22 protein-coding genes are annotated in these 22243 nt (G+C 35.5%); 9 read left to right on the top strand and 13 right to left on the bottom strand.

Annotation, left to right across the window (positions count from 1 at the left end; genetic code table 11):
* Nucleotides 1–4 precede the first annotated feature (4 nt).
* The 8 genes from SCA31_RS01940 to SCA31_RS01905 all read left to right on the top strand — a co-directional run bounded on the left by SCA31_RS01940 (nt 5) and on the right by SCA31_RS01905 (nt 6671).
* A complete protein-coding gene (locus tag SCA31_RS01940; protein ID WP_410695128.1) occupies nt 5–457 on the top strand; it encodes an HRDC domain-containing protein in 453 nt (150 codons plus the stop codon).
* A 123-nt stretch (nt 458–580) separates the two neighbouring features.
* A complete protein-coding gene (hisS, locus tag SCA31_RS01935; protein ID WP_410695127.1) occupies nt 581–1948 on the top strand; it encodes a histidine--tRNA ligase in 1368 nt (455 codons plus the stop codon).
* Nucleotides 1949–2080: 132 nt separating this feature from the next.
* A complete protein-coding gene (locus SCA31_RS01930; protein ID WP_410695126.1) occupies nt 2081–2563 on the top strand; it encodes an SHOCT domain-containing protein in 483 nt (160 codons plus the stop codon).
* A gap of 109 nt (nt 2564–2672) precedes the next feature.
* On the top strand, nt 2673–3536 hold the full coding sequence (locus SCA31_RS01925) for an SHOCT domain-containing protein (RefSeq protein WP_410695125.1): 864 nt from the start codon (nt 2673–2675) through the stop codon (nt 3534–3536).
* A 145-nt stretch (nt 3537–3681) separates the two neighbouring features.
* On the top strand, nt 3682–4548 hold the full coding sequence (locus SCA31_RS01920; protein ID WP_410695124.1) for a PH domain-containing protein: 867 nt from the start codon (nt 3682–3684) through the stop codon (nt 4546–4548).
* An 11-nt stretch (nt 4549–4559) separates the two neighbouring features.
* Nucleotides 4560–5417, top strand: a complete 858-nt coding sequence (locus SCA31_RS01915; RefSeq protein ID WP_410695123.1) for a PH domain-containing protein — start codon at nt 4560–4562, stop codon at nt 5415–5417.
* A complete protein-coding gene (locus SCA31_RS01910) occupies nt 5368–6075 on the top strand; it encodes a GNAT family N-acetyltransferase (RefSeq protein ID WP_410695122.1) in 708 nt (235 codons plus the stop codon). The genes SCA31_RS01915 and SCA31_RS01910 overlap by 50 nt, the downstream gene beginning before the upstream one ends.
* Nucleotides 6076–6140: 65 nt before the next feature.
* Nucleotides 6141–6671: a PH domain-containing protein gene (locus SCA31_RS01905; RefSeq protein WP_410695120.1), complete on the top strand. Its 531-nt coding sequence runs from the start codon at nt 6141–6143 to the stop codon at nt 6669–6671.
* A gap of 139 nt (nt 6672–6810) precedes the next feature.
* Here SCA31_RS01905 and SCA31_RS01900 read toward each other — a convergent pair whose 3' ends face one another.
* The 3 genes from SCA31_RS01900 to SCA31_RS01890 all read right to left on the bottom strand — a co-directional run bounded on the left by SCA31_RS01900 (nt 6811) and on the right by SCA31_RS01890 (nt 9016).
* Nucleotides 6811–7047: a YtxH domain-containing protein gene (locus SCA31_RS01900; RefSeq protein WP_410695119.1), complete on the bottom strand. Its 237-nt coding sequence runs from the start codon at nt 7045–7047 to the stop codon at nt 6811–6813.
* 97 nt (nt 7048–7144) lie between these two features.
* Nucleotides 7145–7987, bottom strand: a complete 843-nt coding sequence (locus SCA31_RS01895; RefSeq protein ID WP_410695117.1) for an isoaspartyl peptidase/L-asparaginase — start codon at nt 7985–7987, stop codon at nt 7145–7147.
* Nucleotides 7988–8128: 141 nt separating this feature from the next.
* Entirely contained in the window at nt 8129–9016 is an 888-nt protein-coding gene (locus SCA31_RS01890) for a cyanophycinase (protein WP_076352082.1), read from the bottom strand.
* A gap of 201 nt (nt 9017–9217) precedes the next feature.
* Here SCA31_RS01890 and cphA point away from each other — a divergent pair, with 201 nt between their 5' ends.
* Nucleotides 9218–11848: a cyanophycin synthetase gene (cphA, locus tag SCA31_RS01885; RefSeq protein WP_410695116.1), complete on the top strand. Its 2631-nt coding sequence runs from the start codon at nt 9218–9220 to the stop codon at nt 11846–11848.
* An 88-nt stretch (nt 11849–11936) separates the two neighbouring features.
* Here the strand turns inward: cphA and SCA31_RS01880 are convergent, their stop codons facing one another.
* From SCA31_RS01880 to SCA31_RS01835, 10 genes are all read right to left on the bottom strand, one after another.
* Nucleotides 11937–12428, bottom strand: coding sequence for a MepB family protein (locus tag SCA31_RS01880; protein WP_410695115.1), 492 nt, complete (start codon nt 12426–12428; stop codon nt 11937–11939).
* A gap of 161 nt (nt 12429–12589) precedes the next feature.
* A complete protein-coding gene (locus SCA31_RS01875; protein ID WP_410695114.1) occupies nt 12590–12724 on the bottom strand; it encodes a hypothetical protein in 135 nt (44 codons plus the stop codon).
* A 59-nt stretch (nt 12725–12783) separates the two neighbouring features.
* A complete protein-coding gene (locus SCA31_RS01870; RefSeq protein ID WP_410695113.1) occupies nt 12784–13971 on the bottom strand; it encodes a hypothetical protein in 1188 nt (395 codons plus the stop codon).
* Nucleotides 13972–14190: 219 nt separating this feature from the next.
* Entirely contained in the window at nt 14191–15024 is an 834-nt protein-coding gene (locus SCA31_RS01865; protein ID WP_410695112.1) for a type 1 glutamine amidotransferase, read from the bottom strand.
* A gap of 33 nt (nt 15025–15057) precedes the next feature.
* Nucleotides 15058–16176 carry a carboxylate-amine ligase gene (locus SCA31_RS01860; RefSeq protein WP_076351627.1) on the bottom strand — a complete coding sequence of 373 codons (1119 nt, stop codon included), beginning with the start codon at nt 16174–16176 and terminating at the stop codon, nt 15058–15060.
* 30 nt (nt 16177–16206) lie between these two features.
* Complete coding sequence (locus SCA31_RS01855; RefSeq protein ID WP_410695111.1) at nt 16207–17160, bottom strand: RimK family alpha-L-glutamate ligase; 954 nt, start codon at nt 17158–17160, stop codon at nt 16207–16209.
* A gap of 263 nt (nt 17161–17423) precedes the next feature.
* Nucleotides 17424–18137, bottom strand: coding sequence for an alpha/beta fold hydrolase (locus tag SCA31_RS01850; RefSeq protein ID WP_410695110.1), 714 nt, complete (start codon nt 18135–18137; stop codon nt 17424–17426).
* A 32-nt stretch (nt 18138–18169) separates the two neighbouring features.
* On the bottom strand, nt 18170–19384 hold the full coding sequence (locus SCA31_RS01845) for an acetyl-CoA carboxylase biotin carboxylase subunit family protein (protein ID WP_410695109.1): 1215 nt from the start codon (nt 19382–19384) through the stop codon (nt 18170–18172).
* Between the two features lie 141 nt (nt 19385–19525).
* A complete protein-coding gene (locus SCA31_RS01840) occupies nt 19526–20941 on the bottom strand; it encodes a leucyl aminopeptidase family protein (RefSeq protein ID WP_410695108.1) in 1416 nt (471 codons plus the stop codon).
* A gap of 74 nt (nt 20942–21015) precedes the next feature.
* Nucleotides 21016–22137 (bottom strand): alpha/beta hydrolase-fold protein, encoded by a 1122-nt coding sequence (locus tag SCA31_RS01835; protein WP_410695107.1) that lies wholly within the window; start codon nt 22135–22137, stop codon nt 21016–21018.
* Nucleotides 22138–22243 lie beyond the last annotated feature (106 nt).

The raw sequence follows: 22243 nt of genomic DNA, 5'->3' as shown, positions 1-22243 counted from the left end.
AATGATGAAAGTAAAAGTTTTTAAAATCAGACTTCCTGAAGAATTACTCTACAAGGATCAAAAGATGCTGGATGATTTTCTGGAAGCAAATGAGATTATAAAAGTAGAAACAGCTTTTGTACATGATGAATGCTATTGGTCTGTAATATTGTATTTCGAAGAATTAAAACTGACGAAAAATACAGTGAAAGAACCAAAGGTAGTTAAATACTCTGCAGAGAATGATTCCTTAAATACAGATGAGGAAAAGATTCTGGATGCTTTGAAACTCTGGAGATCAGAGAAGGCAAGGGAACAAAATCTGCCCACATACTTTATTGCAAGTAACAAGGAACTTGTATCTGTAGCCAAGTATAAGCCTGCTAGAAAGGAAGAATTGCTTGATATTAAGGGATTTGGAAAACATAAGATTGAAAATTATGGGGAAGAAATCCTGGAAATCTTGGAAAGTGTCTGATTTTTCAGAATAAATGATCATATAATGACAAAAGCTGAGGAAGATTATTTCTTCGGCTTTTTTATACTGTGTAAATTCCTTGCAATTCCGTACTTTTGCGTATATCAAAATGACATATAAGAAATGAAGCCAAGTTTAGCAAAAGGAACGAGAGATTTTACGGCACAGGAAGTTTCCAGAAGAAAATATATCATCAATATTCTACAGAATAATTTTGAATTATTCGGATTTCAACCATTGGAAACGCCAAGTTTTGAAAATCTTTCTACGTTGACAGGAAAGTACGGGGAAGAAGGAGATCGTTTAATTTTTAAGATTTTGAACTCAAGTATTAATGAAGCAAAGGAAGATAAAAAGACTCAAATGCTTCATGATTTTCAAAGAGCGTTAGAGAAACCTTTCAGTTCAGATAATCTTACTGATAAAGCACTTCGTTATGACCTTACTGTACCTTTTGCAAGATTTGTAGCGATGAATCATGGGAAATTAACATTCCCATTCAAAAGATTTCAGATACAGCCGGTATGGAGAGCAGACAGACCTCAAAAGGGAAGATATAGAGAATTTTACCAATGTGATGCCGATGTGGTAGGGAGCGAAAGCTTATTACAAGAAGTGGATTTGGTTCAATTATACCTGAAGTCATTCTCTGATTTGAAAGTTCCTGTAACGATTCATATGAACAATAGAAAGATTCTTTCCGGATTGGCTGAATATGCAGGGATTACAGACAAACTGATTGATTTTACCGTTGCTTTGGACAAGTTGGATAAAATTGGTAAAGACGGAGTTGTTAAGGAATTACAGGAAAGAGAAATCTCTCAGGAGTCTATTGATAAATTAGATTTCTTATTTGAACAATCTGATGATGCTTTAGAAAATCTTCTTCAACTGAAAGACAAATTTGTTGGTAACGCAATTGGATTACAGGGAGTGGAGGAATTAGAGTTTGTTCTTACTCAATCCTTAAACTTAGGGGTTGATATGCAGAATCTGGTATTCAATATTACGTTGGCAAGAGGACTTGATTATTATACCGGAGCAATCTTTGAGGTGAAAGCTGATGAAGTAGCAATGGGATCCATCGGTGGTGGAGGTAGATACGATAACCTGACAGAGGTTTTCGGGGTAAAGAACATTCCGGGAATAGGAATTTCATTTGGACTGGATAGAATCTATTTAGTAATGGAAGAATTAAATCTTTTCCCAGAAGAAGCAGCTTCTAAAATAGAATATTTATTTGCTAATTTCGGAGGAGAAGAAACAACTGAAGCACTAAGGTTGATTATGCAGCTAAGAGAAAAAGGAATTTCTGCAGAACTATATCCTGAAAGTGCGAAAATAAACAAGCAATTTACTTACGCTGAAAAAAAAGGAATTAAGAACCTTGTCTTCCTTGGCGAAGAGGAAATAAAAAATGGAACAGTAACCTTTAAAAACCTTGAAGCCGGGGAGCAGAAAACTGTTTCTTTGGAAGAGTTTTTAGGATAAAAAAATAATTTTATAGACAAAGGAACAGCTCAAGGCTTTTTATAAAGAATAACCTTGGGCTGTTTTTATTACAACTTAAACTGATTAAGGGTTAGAAAACTATCTTACTTTTTTATTTTTAATATGAAACTGATGCAAAATATAAGATATCAAGTTCAATATATTAATCCAGGCTTGCTTGTATGGGCAGTAGAGTCTATTGATCAACTTCCGGATATTTTGATGGAAAGTGAAAAAGTAATTCATATTATTGACGGACTGTATAATGAAAAGGCAACGTTGCTATTGTCAACGGAAACTAGACTAATTTTTAAAGGATTGGGAGCCGATGATATCGAAGTCATTCCTCATGAAAGGATAATAGATTTACAGTATCTGGAACCTATTCTTAAAATAAATACTGAAGAAAATATTTTTCAATTTGAAAATAAAGATCCAAGTCTTGCCTTAGGATTTTGTAAAGCGGTTAATATTACTCTTGGATATCAGGAAGTAGAAGAAGATCAAGTACCTGTTCTTGAACTTTTAGAGCAATTGGGAAAACTTAGAGAAAACGGAATACTTACAGATGAAGAATTTGCACAACAAAAGCAAAGACTTCTAGAAAAACTATAAGCCATTTATGTATTAATCGAATCAGAATTTGTATTTTGGATCGATAATAGGAAAAATAGAGTAGAAGAGATACTCTGTTTTAATGAAAAACTTTTAAACATAAAACCAGATGAATACTATTTGTGCACTATGCGGAACACCGTTAACGTCTACGGATATGCTTGTAGGAAAAAATAAACTTGCTGATGGCGGCTACCTCTGTGTTGAATGCTTTAATAAAGCAATTACAATCAATAGAGACCTAATCAATAATCTTGATCAATTTTATTTCGCTGAAATTACAGGAATGTTCCTTAAAAGTAAAATTGATGCCAGCCAGAATCCCGGAAACTCCCCATATACAGGATCTAATAATTTTGAATACGATGCACCAACCCGACTGGACGAAATCAAGGACCAGATTGTTACCCTTAATGCCAGATTAAGTGTCTTAGCCAATGAAGAGGTGAATGAACTGGATAAAGTTCTGGATGGAGATGAAAGGTTGGTTGCTATTGCAGAATGTATAGATCTTCATAGTAAAAGAGAAGGAATTATCTTTTCAACACAAAAGAGAGTGATTTTCATGGATAAAAAATTCTTGGGCGGAATTGTGAAGAGAGAATTCACTCATCAAGACATTATATCATTAGAACAGGTTGAAAATCTTTTGTATTCAATATTGAAAATAAATACAAGAGGAGGTGCTGCAGAATTTAAGTTGCATAATAAAAGTGACGGAAGAGCATTTTGTACTATTGCTAACGGGCGTATTAACGAGCCAGCAAAACCACTCAATCAACAACTAAGACAACCGCAATCATTGTATCAAAATACACCTGTTCAGACGCCACAAAGTTCATTCAATACTCAAAAAGAATCTCCGGAAGTGATTTTTTCACAGCTGGAAAAACTTGGGAAACTAAGAGAAATGGGAGTTTTAAGTGAAGAAGAGTTTACTGCTCAAAAAGCAAAATTATTAGAAAGACTTTAATAACCTTTTCAAGAAAAAAGAAAAACTCAATGATTAACATCTCGATTGAAAATAAATCATTATTTGTAATTTGAGTTGATACAAATTGGAACGAGTTGTTTTATCTCTGTTTTGAGTTAAAAATTTTTTAAACATAAAATTTAGAATGAACACAAATTGTGCTCTATGTGGGATTCCATTAACATCCATGGATACCGTTCTGGGAGAAAATAAACTTTCAGACGGAGGTATTCTATGTAATAAATGTCTGAATAAAGCAACTAATATTAATAAAGACCTGGTATATGACCTTGGCAATTATAGCTTGGTACAGGTAAGGGACATTGTGTTGGGAGAAAGCATAGAAAAGGAAGAGGAAATAACGCTAGAACCTGTAGTAGAATCTTCGGTATCACGAACTGTAGTGACATTTTCCCATTCTTTTCAGGTCAATGTTGGAAAAAAAGAGCCTGAAAAACCTACAAGACTTGACGAAATTAAGGATCAGATTATTGCCTTAAATACCCAGATCAGTATTTTTGCAAATGTTGAGGTTAATGAACTTGCCAATGTTCTGGATAGAGATGAAAGGCTTATCGCTATTACCGAAGGGAAATATCTGAATAATAATCTGGATGGAATTTTGATTTCAACGGAGCGCAGAGTGATCTTTATAGATAGAAATTTTTTCAGTAATACTGTAGAAAATGATTTTCCTCATCACAAAATTGTCTCGGTACAGCATAGTTATGGGTTGGTTTCTTCCGAATTGAAATTATATACAAACGAAGGAATAAAAGCCGAATTTAAGCTTAATAATCGAAATGCTGCAAAGATTTTTTATGAAGCTATACAAAACTATATACATAGTCCTCAAAATCCGTTGAGACAACAGCATCAGAAATCAATAAGAGAAGAAGATGCAGAGGCTGTCTTTGAAAAGCTGGAGAAGCTTGGAAAACTTAGAGAAAAGGGTATTTTAACCAATGAAGAATTTGAAATGCAGAAGAAAAAACTGCTGGATAAATTATAAAAAATAAGAAAATGAGTAATAACTGTTCATTGTGTACAACAGAATTAACGTCTATGGATACGCTTCTGGGAGAAAACAAGCTTGCAGATGGTGGTGTTTTATGCAATAAATGTTTAGATAAAATAAGTTATATCAATCAGGAACTACTGTACAACCTTAATAAGTTTGGTATTAATGATATTAACAACATGATAGAAAACAAAAAAGCAGAACAGAATCAACCTATAGTTGTAGAAGAAAATCTTCCGGTAGTTATGGATTCTGAACCTCAAAGTATTTCCCGGGAAGTTTATAAACGTAGAAAGCAAAAAATAAAGTCTGAACTTGAAAATCTGAATGTAAACCTTTCTGTATTCACAAAAGGTGAGATTAAGGAACTTCCTAACCTTATTTCTGAAGATGAGAAGATTATTGCTGTCACAGATGCACAGTTTGTAAAGACATTAGATGCCGGAATCCTGGTGGCAACACAGAAAAGAATGCTTTCAGTATCAAAATCAATGTTTGGGTCTGCAAAGATCATTGACTATTCCAATGATAGCATTAAGTCTGTAAGTTTTGTTACAGATCCAAGATCACCAATCATTAAACTCCATTTGGATGAAAGAGTAATAGAGTTTGAGTGCTATCTTGATAGAGAAGATGCCGAAAAATTTTATGATACCATAAAGGGAATCTATAATCAGCCTCAGAAAACACAAACCAATCCTGCAGTACCAACTAAAGTACAACCTAAAAATCTAAAATCATTATCAACAGAAGAAGTTTTTGAACAGTTGGAAAAATTAGGAAGGCTGAGAGAAAATGGAGTTCTGACAGATGCAGAATTTGCAGAACAAAAAAAGAAACTTCTGGAACAACTTCAATAATATTAGTGGAATGAAAGATAAAGTCTCTGTAGATCTATTGAGAAAATGGTTGACGGCATGGTCTTTATCCAGAAAATTACCATTGCCTATTCAGTTTATATCAGGTTTTAAAGTTGAGGTTAGTGAGGAAAAACAAAAGCAGCGGTATGTATTTTCTGAGCCTAATGAGGATTTTTTCGAGCTTTCCCATACTATTGATGAAGCGTGGGTTTACCTTAAGGTTTGTACAGGCTTGGACCATTTTATAAAAAATATCTCTGAAAAATGGCAAATTCAGCCGCAGGGATACATGATGTGCTGCTTTCATCCTATGAATATTCCAGATTCAAAACTTGCCGATGGTTATAATTTAGAATACAGTGATGACGGCTCCGTATTTACAGTGCAAATTATTGCAGAAAACGGAGAGCTGGCATCCATTGGGCGTATTGTTTTAGTGGATGATCTGGCAGTATATGACAGAATTGTTACAGATGAAAAGCACAGAAGAAAAAGGCTTGCTTCTTGCGTTATTAAAGAATTAGAGAAAATAGCTTTATCAAAAGAGGTTTTCAATAATTTTTTGGTTGCCACAGAAGAGGGTAGGCTTTTGTATGAAAATCTGGGATGGAAAGTCTATAGCCTGTATACCTCCTTTGTCATACCCTCTAAAATCTAATATTTTTATTGAATTAAATTATTTTCTTGCCAATAAATAGTAATTTAGACCCATAAACTATTGCTATGAGTAAAAAATCAAGATTGGACGAAATAAAAGAAGAACTTGAACAACTGGATATTAATCCCACTTTTTTTGCAAGAAAAGAAATTCGAGAATTACCCAATATATTGTCAGAAGAGGAGAAGATTGTCTATCTTGTTGAGGGCAGAAATAAAATTACAACGCATCATATTATTTTAGTAGCAACAGACAGGAGATTGATCTTTGTAGATAAAGAATTCATGTATGGGCTAAAAGTTGAAGACTTCTCTTACAGTAAAGTAAGCTCCATACAATATGAAACTGAATTGATGCTGGCATCCATAGATATTCATGTATCGGATGACATTGTAGAAATTGATGGAGTAGGAAAATATGACGCTGAATTATTTTGTGAAAAAGTAAGAGACTTTATGTCTCGTCCCGAAGAATATTTTCAAAATAAGTCAGAACCAAGTACCCTGGATCAGTTGGAACAGTTAGGAAGATTGAAAGGGAATGGAGTGTTAAGTGAAGAAGAATTTAACGAGCAAAAGAAAAAATTGCTTGATTAATGAGCTAAATCACAGATTGAATAATTATTTTTCAGTAGAAAAAAAGTGGTTCTAAGAAATTAAAGAATCAAAAAAGTCATCGCACAATTACGATGACTTTTTCTATATATGAATGTTAAAAAAAACTACTTTCTGTTTTTTAATTTAAAGAATCTTCAGCCTTTGTTTTAGCTTCATCTACTTTAGTCTGAACTTGAGAAGCAACGTCATTAGCTTTATTTTTAAGGTCATTTCCCCATTTGTTAAGATTATCTTTTGCTGTATTAAGTTTATCCTTTACAGCCTGTTGATCTTCAGGAGTTGAATTCTTATATTTCCAATAAGCTAAAGCACCTAATCCTAGTAAAGCTAATAAGCCTTTTGTTTTGTTTCCCATGATTTCTATTTTTAAGATTTAATATTAAAATTTGTTATTAGTAAACATGTAAAATACGTGCCAAAAAATTAAGTAGAATGATAAAAAAATGTTAAAATTAAGAAAAGGTCTCAAAATTTTCACCATCAAAACTAGCAAAGACCATAGTAGGGTATGAATCCTGATGATAAACATTGCCGTCTTTATCAATAGCGATGGCCCCTGCAAATCCGTCAATGGTTTTAAGTTCGTCAAAGGTTTTACTGAAAGCATTTTCTAAGCTCATTCCGTCTGTAACTCTTGTTACAATCTTTGTGGCGGTCGCATTGCTTACAATATCTTCACCCACACCCGTACAACTTACAGCACAGAAAGCATTGGCGTAATTTCCAGCCACCGTGGCAGAATCTGAGATCCGTCCCGGAATCTCAAAGCCTTTTCCACCTGTAGAAGTAGCAACAGCCAGTTTTCCATCCTTATCAATGGCTACACAGCCTACCGTACCTTTTCCGCCATTATTAAGTTTAGCTTCATATTCTTTTCTTCTTTGAGGAATTTCCGTAGAAAAATTCTCAAACCCATGTTCTATAGCATATTTTTTTGCTCCTTTCCCACCTAAAACTCTGTCATCTTCTCCCATCAGATCTTTTGCCACAAAAATAGGATTCTTCACATCCTGAATATTAATGACACCACTTAGCTTTTGGGTTTCTCCATTCATAATGGCTGCACTCATACGAATTATCCCGTCACTTTGAATTTGTGAACCGATTCCGGCATTATACAAAGGATCGTCTTCCAATAGAGAAACTGCATAGGCAGCAGCATCAAAGGCATTATGAGTCCGAAGATATTCGAAAGCTTTTTGGGCTATTTTTTTTAAAGAATCTTGTTTTGCTGTTTTTACCTCATGGCTTTGATCGCTTTCTGAAAAAAAACCGCCGTGGATGATGATTTTCATAAAATAGAAATGATAGTTAATAAATATTTTTACGAAGTTAATTTATAAATAATAGAATAAAGAATAAACTTTGGATGAGTTCTTAACAGGTAATATTAAACAAAAAACGGAGCTTCAGCTCCGTTTTTATATTTTATTCAACTATTTATCCTGAGGAATTGGATTAAATTGAGAGTTCTCAATAGTAAGCATTTTTGTTGTAAGATCATAATGATCATTCATAGACATGACATGAACCGTCAAATTATCAATGGAAATGGGTTCTCCCAGATTGATGTTTGTAAGGTTGGTATCCTTAATGAATCTTCCATCTACTAGAATAACAAGACCTGAACCTACAGCAGTCATCACATCATTATGGATGAAAAGTCCTGTATCTTCCCCAAGCCCTATTCCCAGGGTTCTTGGGTTGTTAACCACAGCCTGAAAAAGACGTCCGATTCTGCCTCTTTGTACAAAGTGAGTATCAATAATTACATTGTCTATTAAACCTAATCCCTGTGTAGTTTTAATCTCTCCTTTTAGAAGTGCTTCAGAACTGCTTCCCTGATATATCATATTTTCAGAGGCAGCAGCAGCACCTGCAGAAGTTCCTGAGTAGATAAAATCCTGTTCCTGATATTTTAGTAAAATAGTATCATGAAATCTTGTACCACCCAAAATAGAGGTCAGTCTCAGCTGATCACCTCCGGTAAACATCATTACATCAGCAGCATTGGCCCTTGCTACCATAGCATCAGAATTGGCTTCTTCACGATTATGAATATCGAGAACATTTACATTTTTAGCCCCCAGAAATTCAAATGCTTTTTTGTATTCAGAACCTACGATCTGAGGAATTTGAGAGGCTGTTGTGACAATTTCAATGACAGAATCTTCTTTGTGCTTTGATTCATTGATAATCTTTCGTAGGATCCCACGCTCAAAAAAGTTAAGATTCTTTTCGATATTCTGATCATAATCGGTTTCTGAAAAACTTCCCTTGTTTACAGCTCCTCCGATTACTATTAATTTTCCAACAGGTTTCATCATGGTACAAAAATAAAAAATAATTAGCATTCTTTGGCGAAATTCGTGCCATCTTTAGCTGATTTTTAATGTTTTAGAAATGTTAATTAAATTTAATTATTTTTTAGTAAATCTTCAAGCCTCCTGTAGTTTTGTTTAGGGTTTTATATTATATTTGATTTTGAAAAGAGTTATTATTAACTGATAAAATGCCAATAGACTATGAAAATCGAAAAGATTCAGGCACTACGTGGTCCTAATATCTGGAGTATCAGAAGAAAGAAGCTGATACAGATGAGGTTAGACCTTGAGGAAATGGAGAATTATCCTACCAATAAAATAGAAGGATTTAGGGAGAGAATTGAAAAATTGCTCCCATCATTGATCACCCATAGGTGTTCAGAAGGAGTGGAGGGTGGTTTTTTCCATAGAGTGGAAACAGGAACCTGGATGGGACATGTCATTGAGCATATCGCCTTAGAAATACAGACCCTTGCGGGAATGGATGTTGGCTTTGGAAGAACCCGGGAAACAAAAACTCCGGGAGTGTATAATGTTGTATTCAATTATCTTGAAGAAAATGTAGGAATTTATGCTGCTGAGGAAGCAGTAAAGATTGCACAATCATTAATTGATGGAACAGATTATGATGTGAATGCCTGTATTCACAAATTAAAGGAAATAAGGGAACGTGTTCGCCTCGGACCCTCTACCGGAAGTATTGTAGAAGAAGCTGTATCCCGAAAAATACCATGGATCAGATTGGGAACAAATTCCCTGGTACAGCTTGGATATGGGGTGAACCAGCAACGCTTTCAGGCTACGATTACCGGAAAAACAAGTTCCATTGCTGTAGATATCGCCTGCAACAAAGAATTAACCAAAAGAATGCTCCATGATGCCGCCATTCCGGTTCCTATCGGGGATCTGGTGGTAGATGAGGATGATTTGACAAATGTTATCAAAAAAATAGGATACCCGATTGTTTTAAAACCTTTGGATGGAAATCATGGAAAAGGTTCCTCCATTAATGTCAACGATTGGGATTCTGCTAAAATAGGATTGGAACATGCTCAAAAATATTCAAGAAAGGTAATTGTTGAAAAATATATTACCGGATATGATTTCAGGGTATTGGTGATTGATAATAAAATGGTTGCTGCGGCAAGAAGAGTTCCTGCTCATATTGTGGGGGATGGAGATCATAATATTCAGAAGCTTATTGAAAAAGAGAATACGGACCCAAGACGTGGTTATGGGCATGAGAATGTTCTTACTGAGATTGAGGTAGATAAAGATACTTTAGAATTGCTTGAAAAACTTCAGTATACTCTTGAGACCATTCCACAAAGAGGAGAAGTGGTTTACTTGAAGTCTACAGCTAATCTCTCCACAGGAGGTACATCAATTGACGTCACCGATATGGTACATCCTGAAAATATTACGATGGCAGAGAGAATTTCCAAGATTATTGGATTGGATGTTTGTGGTATTGATATTATGGCTGAAAACCTGACACAACCTTTAAAGGAAAGTGGTGGGGCTATTATAGAAGTTAATGCAGCACCGGGATTCAGAATGCACCTGGCACCAAGCGAAGGACTTCCGAGAAATGTTGCAGCTCCGGTGGTAGATATGCTTTATCCGCAAGGGAAACCATTCACAATTCCGATCATTGCAGTAACGGGGACGAATGGAAAGACAACAACAACAAGGCTTATTTCACATATTGTAAAGAGTAATGGTTATAGAGTAGGATTTACAACTTCTGACGGCATTTATATCCAGAATACAATGCTGTCAAAGGGAGATACTACCGGACCCATTTCAGCAGAATTCATATTAAAGGATCCTACTGTGGAATTTGCTGTTCTTGAAACCGCAAGAGGAGGAATTCTACGTTCCGGATTAGGGTTTTCACAATGTGATATCGGGGTACTGACCAATATTGAGGAAGATCATTTGGGTATGAATGATATCCATAGCTTGAAAGATCTTGCCAAGGTGAAGAGAGTGGTACTGGACAGTGTAAAGAAAACCGGTTGGAGTGTATTGAATGCAGACAATGTGTATTCCATGAAGATTGTGAATGATCTTGACTGTAACGTTGCTATTTTCAGTATGGATGAAAATAACCCCCATATTGTAAAATTTGCTAAGGAAGGAAGAATAACCTGCGTTTATGAAGAGGGATTTGTAACCATTAAAAAAGGAGACTGGAAGATTAGAATTGGTAAAGCAAAAGATTTCCCAATTACAATGGAAGGAAAAGCCCGATTTATGATCGAAAATGTATTGGCTGCCAGTTTGGCAAGTTATCTTCATGGATTTGGTATTGAAGATATTTCCAATTCACTGAGAACCTTTATTCCAAGTGCACAGCTTACTCCGGGAAGATTAAATGTCTTTAAATTTAAAAACTTTAAAGTTTTGATTGACTTCGCCCATAATCCGTCAGGTTATGAAGCCATTGAAGATTATCTGAAAAACGTTGAATCTACAAAGAAAATAGGTATTATTTCCGGTGTTGGAGACAGACGTGATAGTGATATTAAAGAATGCGGAAAAATTGCCGGCAGAATGTTCGATTATATTATCATCCGAAATGAAAAACACCTTCGTGGAAGAACAGAGGAAGAAATCAACGGATTGATTATCGATGGGATTAATGAAGCTGGTAAAGATGTGAGTTATGAGATTATTCCTAAAGAGATTGAAGCTTTAAAACATGCCATGGGAATGGCAGAGGAGGGAACTTTTATCACAGCTTTAAGTGATGTTATTTCTAATGCGATTGATTTGGTACAGGAATATCAGGCAAGAGAATTGCTGGAAGACAATAAAAATCTTTAAACAACAAAAAGTTTATCATAAAGAAAACGGCTGTACCAGAATGTACGGCCGTTTTTTGTAAGTGAAAATTATTTTAAATCTCTATTTTTTAAATTTTCAACAGAAGTTTAGCCTGCTGTTGCATCTTATCACTCTCCTGTGAAAGCTCCAGAAAATATTGGGTTTGCCATTCCTGTGTTTTTTGAGCCTGTTTACTTTTTACTTCATCCCAGCTCGGGTACACTCTTATGCCTCTTTTTCCCATCTTTTTCTCATCAGATAAAATACCTTTTTCCAACAATATGTTTCTCGGGAAAATAAATATTCCGGAAAAATTATCCTTAAAGGATGCTATGAAGTAAAAATCAATAGCATCACCGGCTTCAAAAGGAGTAGTTTCTCCCTTTTCATTCCGTTTCCAGATGGTTACGAACTGCCCTGTTTTGGTAGGGGTTATTTTTGATATTCGAAATTTTATTTTAAAATGGTTTAGTGTGAAATTAAAACCTGAATACTCTTTACATTCATGGTCTTCTTCAGCATTAGAATACTCCAGTCCAAGCGGCTGAAATACTCTTTCTTCAATGATTTTTATAGACATTGTATTCAAATTATTTTAGAAGGTCCCACTTTTTTCAATTTTAAGCATATCTATTACGTGAAAATATGGAGGAATCACTTCCAGTCTGAATGGTAGTTTATAATCAGTCGAGAAAACAATCATTACCATCATACAGATAATTATTCCTAAAACAGCTTCAATTATTGAGGCTTTTGATGTCCATTGATATTCAACCCAAAGTTCGAACGCAACAAAACCTTTGGAAATGAACCTGCATCGTAAAACAATCCTGAGTAAAGGAAAAATTTATTACCCTTATGGATTAGATTTTTCATCTGGATATTTTTATTTGCAGTAATAATAGGATGCTTTTTTTTGTTATGATCGCTTTATTTTATAGACTTTCTGCAAAAAAAGCATTGGAGCTCCCAATCCAGATAGCATCTTTTTTATTGAAGTCCACATTCACCATCGCTGCTTTTGTCATTCTTCCCAGGTTTTCCAATAGAATAGGGCGTTCATCATTTTCTTTCCATATATACAATAATCGGATTTCTGCTTTTGAAAATTCTCCGTTAATATCTTCAAAAATAGGTTCATAGGTTACTTTTCTCTGCAAAATATAGTTTTCTTTATCCTCAATGGCATCTGTGATTTCTTTGGTGGGATTTAAATTAACCCCGCTTCCTGCAAATGAAAATAATGGTTTCAATACAAAATCTTCAAGATTCTCTGCTTCCGGAAACTCATGCAGAAAATAGCTTTTAGGAACAAATTGATGTTGTAATAAAGGCAAAAGGAACTTTGATATTTTAAAGAACCAGTTTGGATGGGTAATCCATTTTACATCAACCTCTTCACGGAAATCGAATTCAGTGACAAGATTAGGAATTCTGTCCAGTTCATCAAATATTACTCGATTGTATATTCTTTTGATCTCGGTCAGTTGTCCATTGTTTTCATAGTACAGTTTTTTACCCTCTTTTTTTACTTTTGTCAGGCAGACTGTTTTTATCCCTAATAATTTTTCTGTCAAAGCAAAATCAATGGCCGTTTTCTGTCTTTCAGGGAAAATTTCAAGCAGAATTACATGTTCAGGATTTTCGTCACCAACAATTAATTCTTTTAAATGCTGTTGAAAGGTGCTTTGAGACATTGTATTCCGGATGTCTGCGAGAAAAGGATAGACCTCACAGAATGTGTCTTCAAAGGTTTTTTGAAAGGCATATAATGACGGAAAGGCCTGAAGTTCTATCAGCTGAGGTTCTATTTCTCCATTTTCACTTTTGCAGATACCAAAATCAATGGTGAAAAAATGAGGTTGGTTCGTATCATTGGGCACCCTGCAGTTTTCGGGGATTGCTTTTTGAAAGGTTTCAGATGAAATGGCCTTAATTTGGGTAATAATACTTTCACTTGCATTCAGCAATTTATCCTCAAATTCTTTAGTAAGAAAAATTGGACTTTCTGATGTTCTAAAGCCTGGTTCTACACCGCTTTTTTGTTTTAGGATACCCTTGAGGTGGTTGTATTTCTCTCCTGAAAACTCTTGGTTAAACTGTTTTCTATATTTGGGGATCATATTTTTTCTTTTGTGATGTTAAAAAATCGAACAAAAATGCTCGATTTAATATTTTGTAACTATTTAATGTAAACTTGAAATCCAAGATTAAATTTAAATAGAAGTTAACCATAAAAGTCACAAAAACTTAATTGTATTGCTCAAACAGTTTAGTAACTTAAAACGACTAGGGTTTTAAAAAACTTTTTGCAACTTTTATAGTTAATATTAATTCATCTTTTAAGCCAAAGACTCAACTTCTTTCAAAATGTTTTTTTTTGCGAACTGAAGAAATCTTGGAAGAATTTGGTTTCTGGTCAGGATGATTTTATCATCATCATCTATTCTGTCCATGGTTTCAAGATATTTTTCCATTCCGAAATTTTCAATCATGGCTTCTCTGTTTTTGTCATCTTTCAGGTTTTCAATCAATGCCTGTGGGCTTGCTTCCGGATGAAACTGAGTTCCAAATATTTCATCTGAGAAACGGACAGCCATTACCGCTCTTTCCAGATTGATATGAGGACGGAATTTTTCAATAGCCATAACGGTCATTCCCAATTTTTCAAAACGTTCATGATCTGGTTCAATGAATTGATAGGCTCTGGAATCTACTGCATAAAAAGGATCCTGTAGATTTTTAAACAAAAATTCCTCTTTTCCTTCTCTTGTTTTGTGAACAGGCATTACTCCAAATGAATAGGATTTTCTTTTGCAGATGTTTCCCAATTTCCAATGGATGCTTGCCAGTTGGAATGAATGACAAATCAGGAAAAGGTATTTTTTATCTTCGTTGTATTTATTATGTTCAAAAACGGTGTCTAAAAAATGAGCAAATCTTTCCTCCCACTCAAACCCTTCTCGATGTGGAGTTCCCGGTCCGCCTGAAGAAATAAAAATATCAAAGTCTCCAATCTCCGGCATTTCATCTTTAAATCTTACATCAAAGGTTTTGATGATTACATTTTCTTCAGAATTCTGTTGAAATGCTTCGGAAATCTCTTTAATATTTCTAAAACCTTGATTTACATGATTGTTATTCATGTCCAGCAAAGCAATTCGAATATCTTTCATTACATCATATTTTTTGTAAAGTTACCAAAAATATTACGAAGCGGGTTCGCCATGTGTTATCCCATACTCAGTTTCGGAGATCATATAATCTACCACCTTTGTAAGGTCTCCTGTTTCTTTGAAGATCTGGAGCTGCCTGTCTGCACCTGTTCCATTTTCTAGAATTTTCCATGCATATTCTACTTCATGACGACATCCTAGATCATCTACAACATCATCAATAAATTCTAAAAGTTCCTTTAATAAAATAGGGTAAGGAACAGATTCTTCTTTTCCGAAGTCTATCAGGTGGGCTTCAATCCCACTTTTGGAAGCACGCCATTTATTTTCGTTCAACAGCAGTCTTCTGTAGCTTCTGAAACTTAGATTTTGCTGATGCAGCTTATAAATTTTAGCAACCAAACTTTGCATGATAGCAGCAAGACATACGGTTTCATCAATTCTTAATGGCATATCACAAATTCTGAATTCAATGGTAGGGTAGAAAGGATGAACTCTTAAATCCCACCAGATTTTTTTGGCATTGTCTATGGTACCCGTTTTTATCAAAAGATCAACATAGCTGTCAAATTCTCCTAATGAATTGAAGTAGCTTGGAATACCAGTTCTCGGGAATTTTACAAAAATTTCCTGTCTGTAGGATTTAAAGCCTGTATATCTTCCGATCCAAAATGGTGAATTGGTAGAAAGAGCATAGACGTGAGGCAGAAAATAACGCATCACATTTTGAATTCTTACTCCTTCCTCTCGGTTGGGAATTCCAATGTGTACGTGAAGTCCGAAAATAAGGTTTTCTCGGGCTACATCTCCCATATCATCTACAATTTTGATATATCTTTCTCCTTGTGTGATGTTATTGTCAGACCAGTGAGAGAAGGGATGAGTGCCCCCTCCAGAAACACGCAGCCCCTGTTCATGAGCTGTGTTAATCAGGTGTCTTCTTAAATTGGTCAGTTCAGCTCTGGCTTCTTGAATATTCTGACAGATTCCCGTTTCCATTTCAATCATGGATTCGTGCATCTCGTGTTTTAGGTTTTCACTTAATACCGCTTTTCCACCTTCAATGATTTTTGAAACATGGGAAATAAGATCTCTGCTTTCCACATCGATAATCTGATATTCTTCTTCGATTCCAATAGTAAATTGATGCATTTTGTTGTGTTTTTTTTATTCTTTTGAATGTTATTTTATGGAATCTTTCACAAAAGTTCCCCAAGCGATATTGGGTTTTCCCGGAACATATTCCTTGGCTTTTTCAATGGCCAGTTTTGCCGCGTGTTCTACGATCCATGCGAAATTTTCTTCTCCTACAGAGTTTCTGTCTGCATCAGGTGCCGGGTTACAGAAATCGATGGCATAAGGAATGCCGTCTCTTATGGCAAATTCTACCGTATTGAAGTCATATCCCAAGGCTTTATTCATTTTGATGGTATAATCATGAATGGTTTTCAAAAGTTTTTCAAGCGCTTCACCTTGGGTCTGATGTGTTGTTGCATACCTCAGATGATGTGGGTTTCTAGGTTCATATGGCATGATGTGAACATATTTTTGGCCCAAACAATACACTCTGTAATAGTCATCAAAGACAATCTCTTCCTGAACCATCATAACCAGTTGCTCTGTTTCTCCCAGTTTGTTCCAAAGATCATCCGGATTCTCTACTCTGTAAACATTTTTCCAGCCTCCGCCGTCATGAGGTTTCATATAGGCAGGAAATCCAACATAGTCAAAAATATATTCCCAGTCATGCGGGAACTTCAGGTTCCTGAATGAAGTTTCTGAAGTATCTGTTGGTCTTTCATGTGATGGCAGCAATACTGTTTTTGGAAGTGGAATTCCGAGCTTGCTCATCAATGCATTATTGAAAAACTTTTCGTCAGCACTCCACCAGAACGGATTATTGATTACATAAGTACCGTTAAGTGCTGCGTTTTTCAGATAAGCCCTGTAAAAAGGAACATCTTGCGAAATTCTGTCGATGATCACTGCATAACCATAATCTGCCCCTTGTTCCAGTTTATCAATGGTAACAGGTTCAGCTACAATATCTCCGGCACCCAGTTCATTTACCTTATCTATAAATGCCCAGGGAAACGTGTCTTCCATGCCGAATAGAATTCCTACTTTTTTTGTCATAATTTCTGTTTTTAAATGGGTGTATATTTTTTTTCTGTTCTATATTTCCTATAGTGAAGTATCTGAGTGTTTTAGCTTGCTAAATTTAGTTTTTTTCTTTATAACCACCTCGGCAAATTGAAGATTTGCCGCCTTTCTAAATGGAGCGAAATACGATATTTTGGAAAATTGAAAATCATAGATTTTTCAAAAAAACTCAAGTGTATTCTCAAACGGTTCGTTGAAGCTTAAAAACTTTTGTAACTTTTGTGGTTACATGGTATCTAAGAGAAATATGTTCCTATAAATGTTGGAAATACCATTCTCCACAACGGCCAGTCATGACCAATCCATTTTCTTTCATCATACCAAAAATCAATACCTTTTACCCTTAATATTTCAGCCATTTCAACATTTTTATCTTTGCATATGTCCTGATCGGAGGTACTCAATACAATGTGCATGTGCTTGTACTTCCAGGCATCATCATTTCTTACAAATTCCCTTGGGCAGTTGAAATAAACCAGATCATCTGAATAGCCATCCATAAAATTCCTTATACTGAAAGCTCCTGAAAGACAAAACAGGTGGGATACTACATCCGGAAACCTCAACGCAAAGTTGGCGGCATGGTATCCTCCAAAACTGGCTCCGGCCACTGCTACACGATGGGTTTTATGAAGCTTTTGAATATAAGGAACAAACTCATTGATCAGGAATTGTACATACCGTTCATAATTTCTGATTCTCTGTTGTGGCGATATTTTTTCATCATAAAAGCTCCAGCTGTCAATAGTTTGGATATTATAAAGCTTTACTTTTCCCTGTTCTATAAACCAGTTGATACTTCCATTAAGATGAAAATCGTGATTCTGGGTATACTGGCCCTGAGAAGTAGGAAACATAATGATGGGATGCCCGTACTGTCCGGTTACTTCAACCTTAAGGCTCATTCCCAGTATATTTGAATAATACTCTGTATGTTCTATATGAGGCATTGAAATTTCTTTACTTTTAATGGTTATATATTCTAACTTCTCAGTTTGCTGCTTTTGGGAGGTAGGATGTTAAGCATTTCTGCATTGATCATTTCAGCAGCACCATCCAATCTCTGTTCTATTATTGAAGCATCGCTGGATTTGTAAACAATACCGACATGGTAGTCTATGGGAAGAAACCTTACAACTTCTTCACTTTCAAATTTACTATAATCCGGCTCTTTTTCTTTGATTAAAGCAACTATCAATCCTGAATAATATCCTGTAGGAGGTAAGACGCTATAACTTTTGTTTCTTAAAAGTGCATCCTCAATCTTGGCCCATTCTCTCCAGATATTGATATTGCTTGAAGCTTCTACCAAATCGGGAATATGGGCACCACCAACCCTTGAAGAGGTTTCAAGGAAATACCATTTTCCGTCTTCCTTACCTCGGATAAACTCTGTGTGGGTTGCGCCATTGAGAAGTCCAAAGTTGAAAAGTACCCTGGCATTGATTTCTTCCAACGCTTTAAATTCTTCAGAATATCTTCCTAATGTTTTGGATCTGAAAACGCCACCCTCATGAGAAACCTGCATAGGCGGGGCCAGATATTTCGATGCAGAAGTAAATACAATCTCTTTATTGAATGTAAGGCTGTCTACATGATACACATCTCCGGGCTTAAAGCTTTCCAGTAAGAAAAGGTGACGTTCTTCTCCAAGAATTTCCAGAGCTTCATGAAGTTGTTCCTTTGTTGTGATCTTCTTGATTCCTGATGCAGAAGCCTCTGAGCGGGGTTTCAATACCCATGGTGCCGGAACTTTATCAACAAAATCATTAACGATATCGTCATTGAAAATTGCTGTGAATTCCGGAACATTAATTCCTGAATCCTTTGCCTTTTGTCGCATAGCAAGTTTATCCCTGAAGTAGCGGTGGGTAGTTTGCCCCATTCCGGGAATACGGAAAGTCTCCCGGATTAAGGCTGCTTTTTCTACATCGAAGTCATCAAGAGCTACAACGGCGTCTACTTTTCTGGTTTTCATTAGGTGTGAAAACCCCTGAATAAGATGTTCAAGGTTCCATACAGATGGCTTGAGTTCGGGCATATAAAATACCTCGTCAATGGCGTGCCATGGCCAATTTTTTTCTTTAAGATTTTCTGATGTTACTAATATGATTTTATTACCGAGCCTCTTCATTTCATCCATAAAGTCATAGCCCTTGTAATAGCACGAAATACATACTATAATTTTCTCCTCCATATAATGTTTTTTATGTTTTAGTAAATTTTCAAAAATAAAACTATATTTTTATTATTTTATCAATATCAAAAATTGAAATATGGTGCGCTTTTGAAAAACTACTAATCAAGTATACAGAGATTTTTTGTAATAAACTAATTTTTACTGATAATTTTCGATTAAATCCACCAATAATTGAACCCCAAAACCGGTTGCCGCTTTTTCCTTGGCATACCCCACATTTCCAAAGGCTACCCCTGCTATATCCAAATGCGCCCATTTAGGGTGATTCTCAATGAAATGCTCTAAGAACTTTGCGGCAATAATGCAGTCGCCAATAGGTTTCATAGAGAGGTTTTTTAGATCTGCCACATCGGATTGAATATCATCTTTCCAGACGTCCCACAAAGGAAGGTTCCAAAGTCTCTGGTTGGTTTGGTCTCCGGTTTTAATTAGCATATTTTTAAGCTCCTCATCATTGGAAAACAAAGCTCCGCAGGTATCTCCAAACATTCTTACAGAACTTCCTGTTAAGGTAGCAAGATCAATAAGGAAATCTGTTTTGTAATTTTTGGATAGATAAGAAAGGCTGTCGGCAAGAATTAATCTGCCTTCAGCGTCCGTATCAAGGACCTCAATTGTTTTTCCATTGTATGCGGTAATCACATCGCTTGGAAGGAGTGCGTTTTCAGAAATGGCATTATCTGTGACGGGAAGAATAGCGGTGATATTAACCGGAAGTTTCATTTCTGCAGCGTAGATCAATGTTCCAAGAACTGCCGTAGCACCGCCCATATCCGATTTCATGTAATGCAGATTAGCTGAATTTTTTAATGAGATTCCTCCTGTATCAAATAATACACACTTTCCGACCAAACCGAATGTTTTGGCATTTTTAACGGTAGTTTTATATTCTAAAATAGTAAACGCAGCGTCATAGGCGCTTCCCTGATTAACGGCAAGATAAGCTCCCAAGCCAAGTTCTTCACATTTTTTTCTGTTGAAGACGGTGTATTTTAGTTCATGTTTTTTTGCCAGATTCTTAAGATATAAACTGAAGATATCAGGTTTCTTAAAATTGGCAGGCTTGTTTAGCCAATCCTGGCAAGCGATCTGTCCATTACTTAACGATTCAGCTTTTTGACCGATATAATCCAGTTTTTTCTGGCTTAAATTTTCGAAATGAAGCTCGAATTTTGTATTCCAGAAAGGGTGATTCTTTTCAAAAGGATAGTTGTAAGTTCCAATAAGTAGCCCTTTTACAAATTCCTCGAACTGTTTTTCATTAAGGAAATCAGCAAGCATTAAAGTAGGAGCGGACTGTAGTTTTTCTTTTTGGGTTTGCGAAAACTTTAGAGCAACCTTCTGAATCTCAAAATTTTGTAAGGTAGATTTCCCCAGACCAATGAAATAAGTTATTCCCTCTTCATGGGCATTTACAAATATTTCATGTTTTTTTCCTGTGAAGAAAGTGGCAATGTTTTTATTGAAGTTCTTACCCGTTTTTGCCCATTCTTCTTCAGTGAATAAATGGAAAACCTGAGTGTAGTTTTTATTTTTTTTGTTGATTAATTTCATACGTAGATATTATTTTTAGATCAAATGAAATTTCTTCTGTCTGTAAACAAATTTCATTTCTGCGATTGATAAACTTAGTTTTTAATGCTTTGTTGTTGTGGTTTTACCTCCACCGGATTTTCTGTATTGTCATAAAACAGCCACTCAATGGCTCTTGGAAATTCCTGCGACCAGTAAAATTCATTGTGAGTTCCTTCCGGATTGATATTAGTTTTGAATTCGAAGTCAAAAAGATTTTTTTTCTCCCATCTTTTCAGATACTCCTCAAAAATATAGATTCTTTTTACCATTTTGGAACCTTCCTGGGCACCCCCGTATAAATATATTTTGGTTTTAAAAGGAACCCGGAAGTTCATCATTGGAAAGTTATTGTTGGGTTCCACCCAAAGAGAGGGAGAGAATATCAATAATTTTGAATAGACCTCCGGATAAAGAAAACCACTGTAAATACTGATAAGTGCACCTAATGAGCTGCCTCCGATTCCTGTATTGTCACGATCTTTCTTGGTACGATAATTCTCATCTACAAAAGGCTTTAGGGTGTCTGTAATGAACCGGATGTATTTTTTACCCTCAGAACCGTTAGCGATATTATCATTATCGAAAATATATTCCTTGATTCTGTCTTCACTTCCATGTTCTATAGCAATGATGATAACATCTCCTCGTCCATATTCCGCAAGGATAGACAGCTTTTTATCTATTTCCCAGTTTCCGAAGCCACTTCCTTCATTGAACAGGTTCTGGGCATCCTGAAGATATAAGACAGGGTAGTGTTTATCGGACGTATGGTAGTCATACGGAAGTACTGCCCAAATCTTACGATAACGATCAAGCTGTGGGATATAGAATTTTTCAGAAATGACTTCTGCAACAGGAAAGAATTCTTTCTTGAATGGTCCCCAGTTCAATCTCCATTTTTTTACAGTATCGGAGGTCTTTTCTATGGATTTTTTAGCCTTTCTGTTAGGGGTAATGTTTCCGTATTTATCCAGTTCAACGTTTTCCCAGCCTCCTTTGGTGAATTTATACTCAACTTCTTCCGTAAGTGTTTGATTATCAATTTCTATAAAGTAATTGCATGGGTCTGCTTGTGTAAGTTGGTAAGTATAGTCCTTGGGATTCCAATTATTGAAATTTCCCGTAATAAATACTGGTCTGTCGTCTTTTTCATCAGTATAAAGTTCAAACCTCATTATGTGTGTTTAATAATATTAGTTTGCTAAATTTATAAAAAAGATTGTTTTGGAATCATAAAAAAGTGAATTAAAAAATGATATATTTGATAGATAGACGAAAGAA

It is taken from the genome of Chryseobacterium sp. SIMBA_028, assembly GCF_046535285.1.
Lineage (GTDB): Bacteria > Bacteroidota > Bacteroidia > Flavobacteriales > Weeksellaceae > Chryseobacterium.
This window is presented reverse-complemented; position numbering and strand designations above follow the sequence as displayed.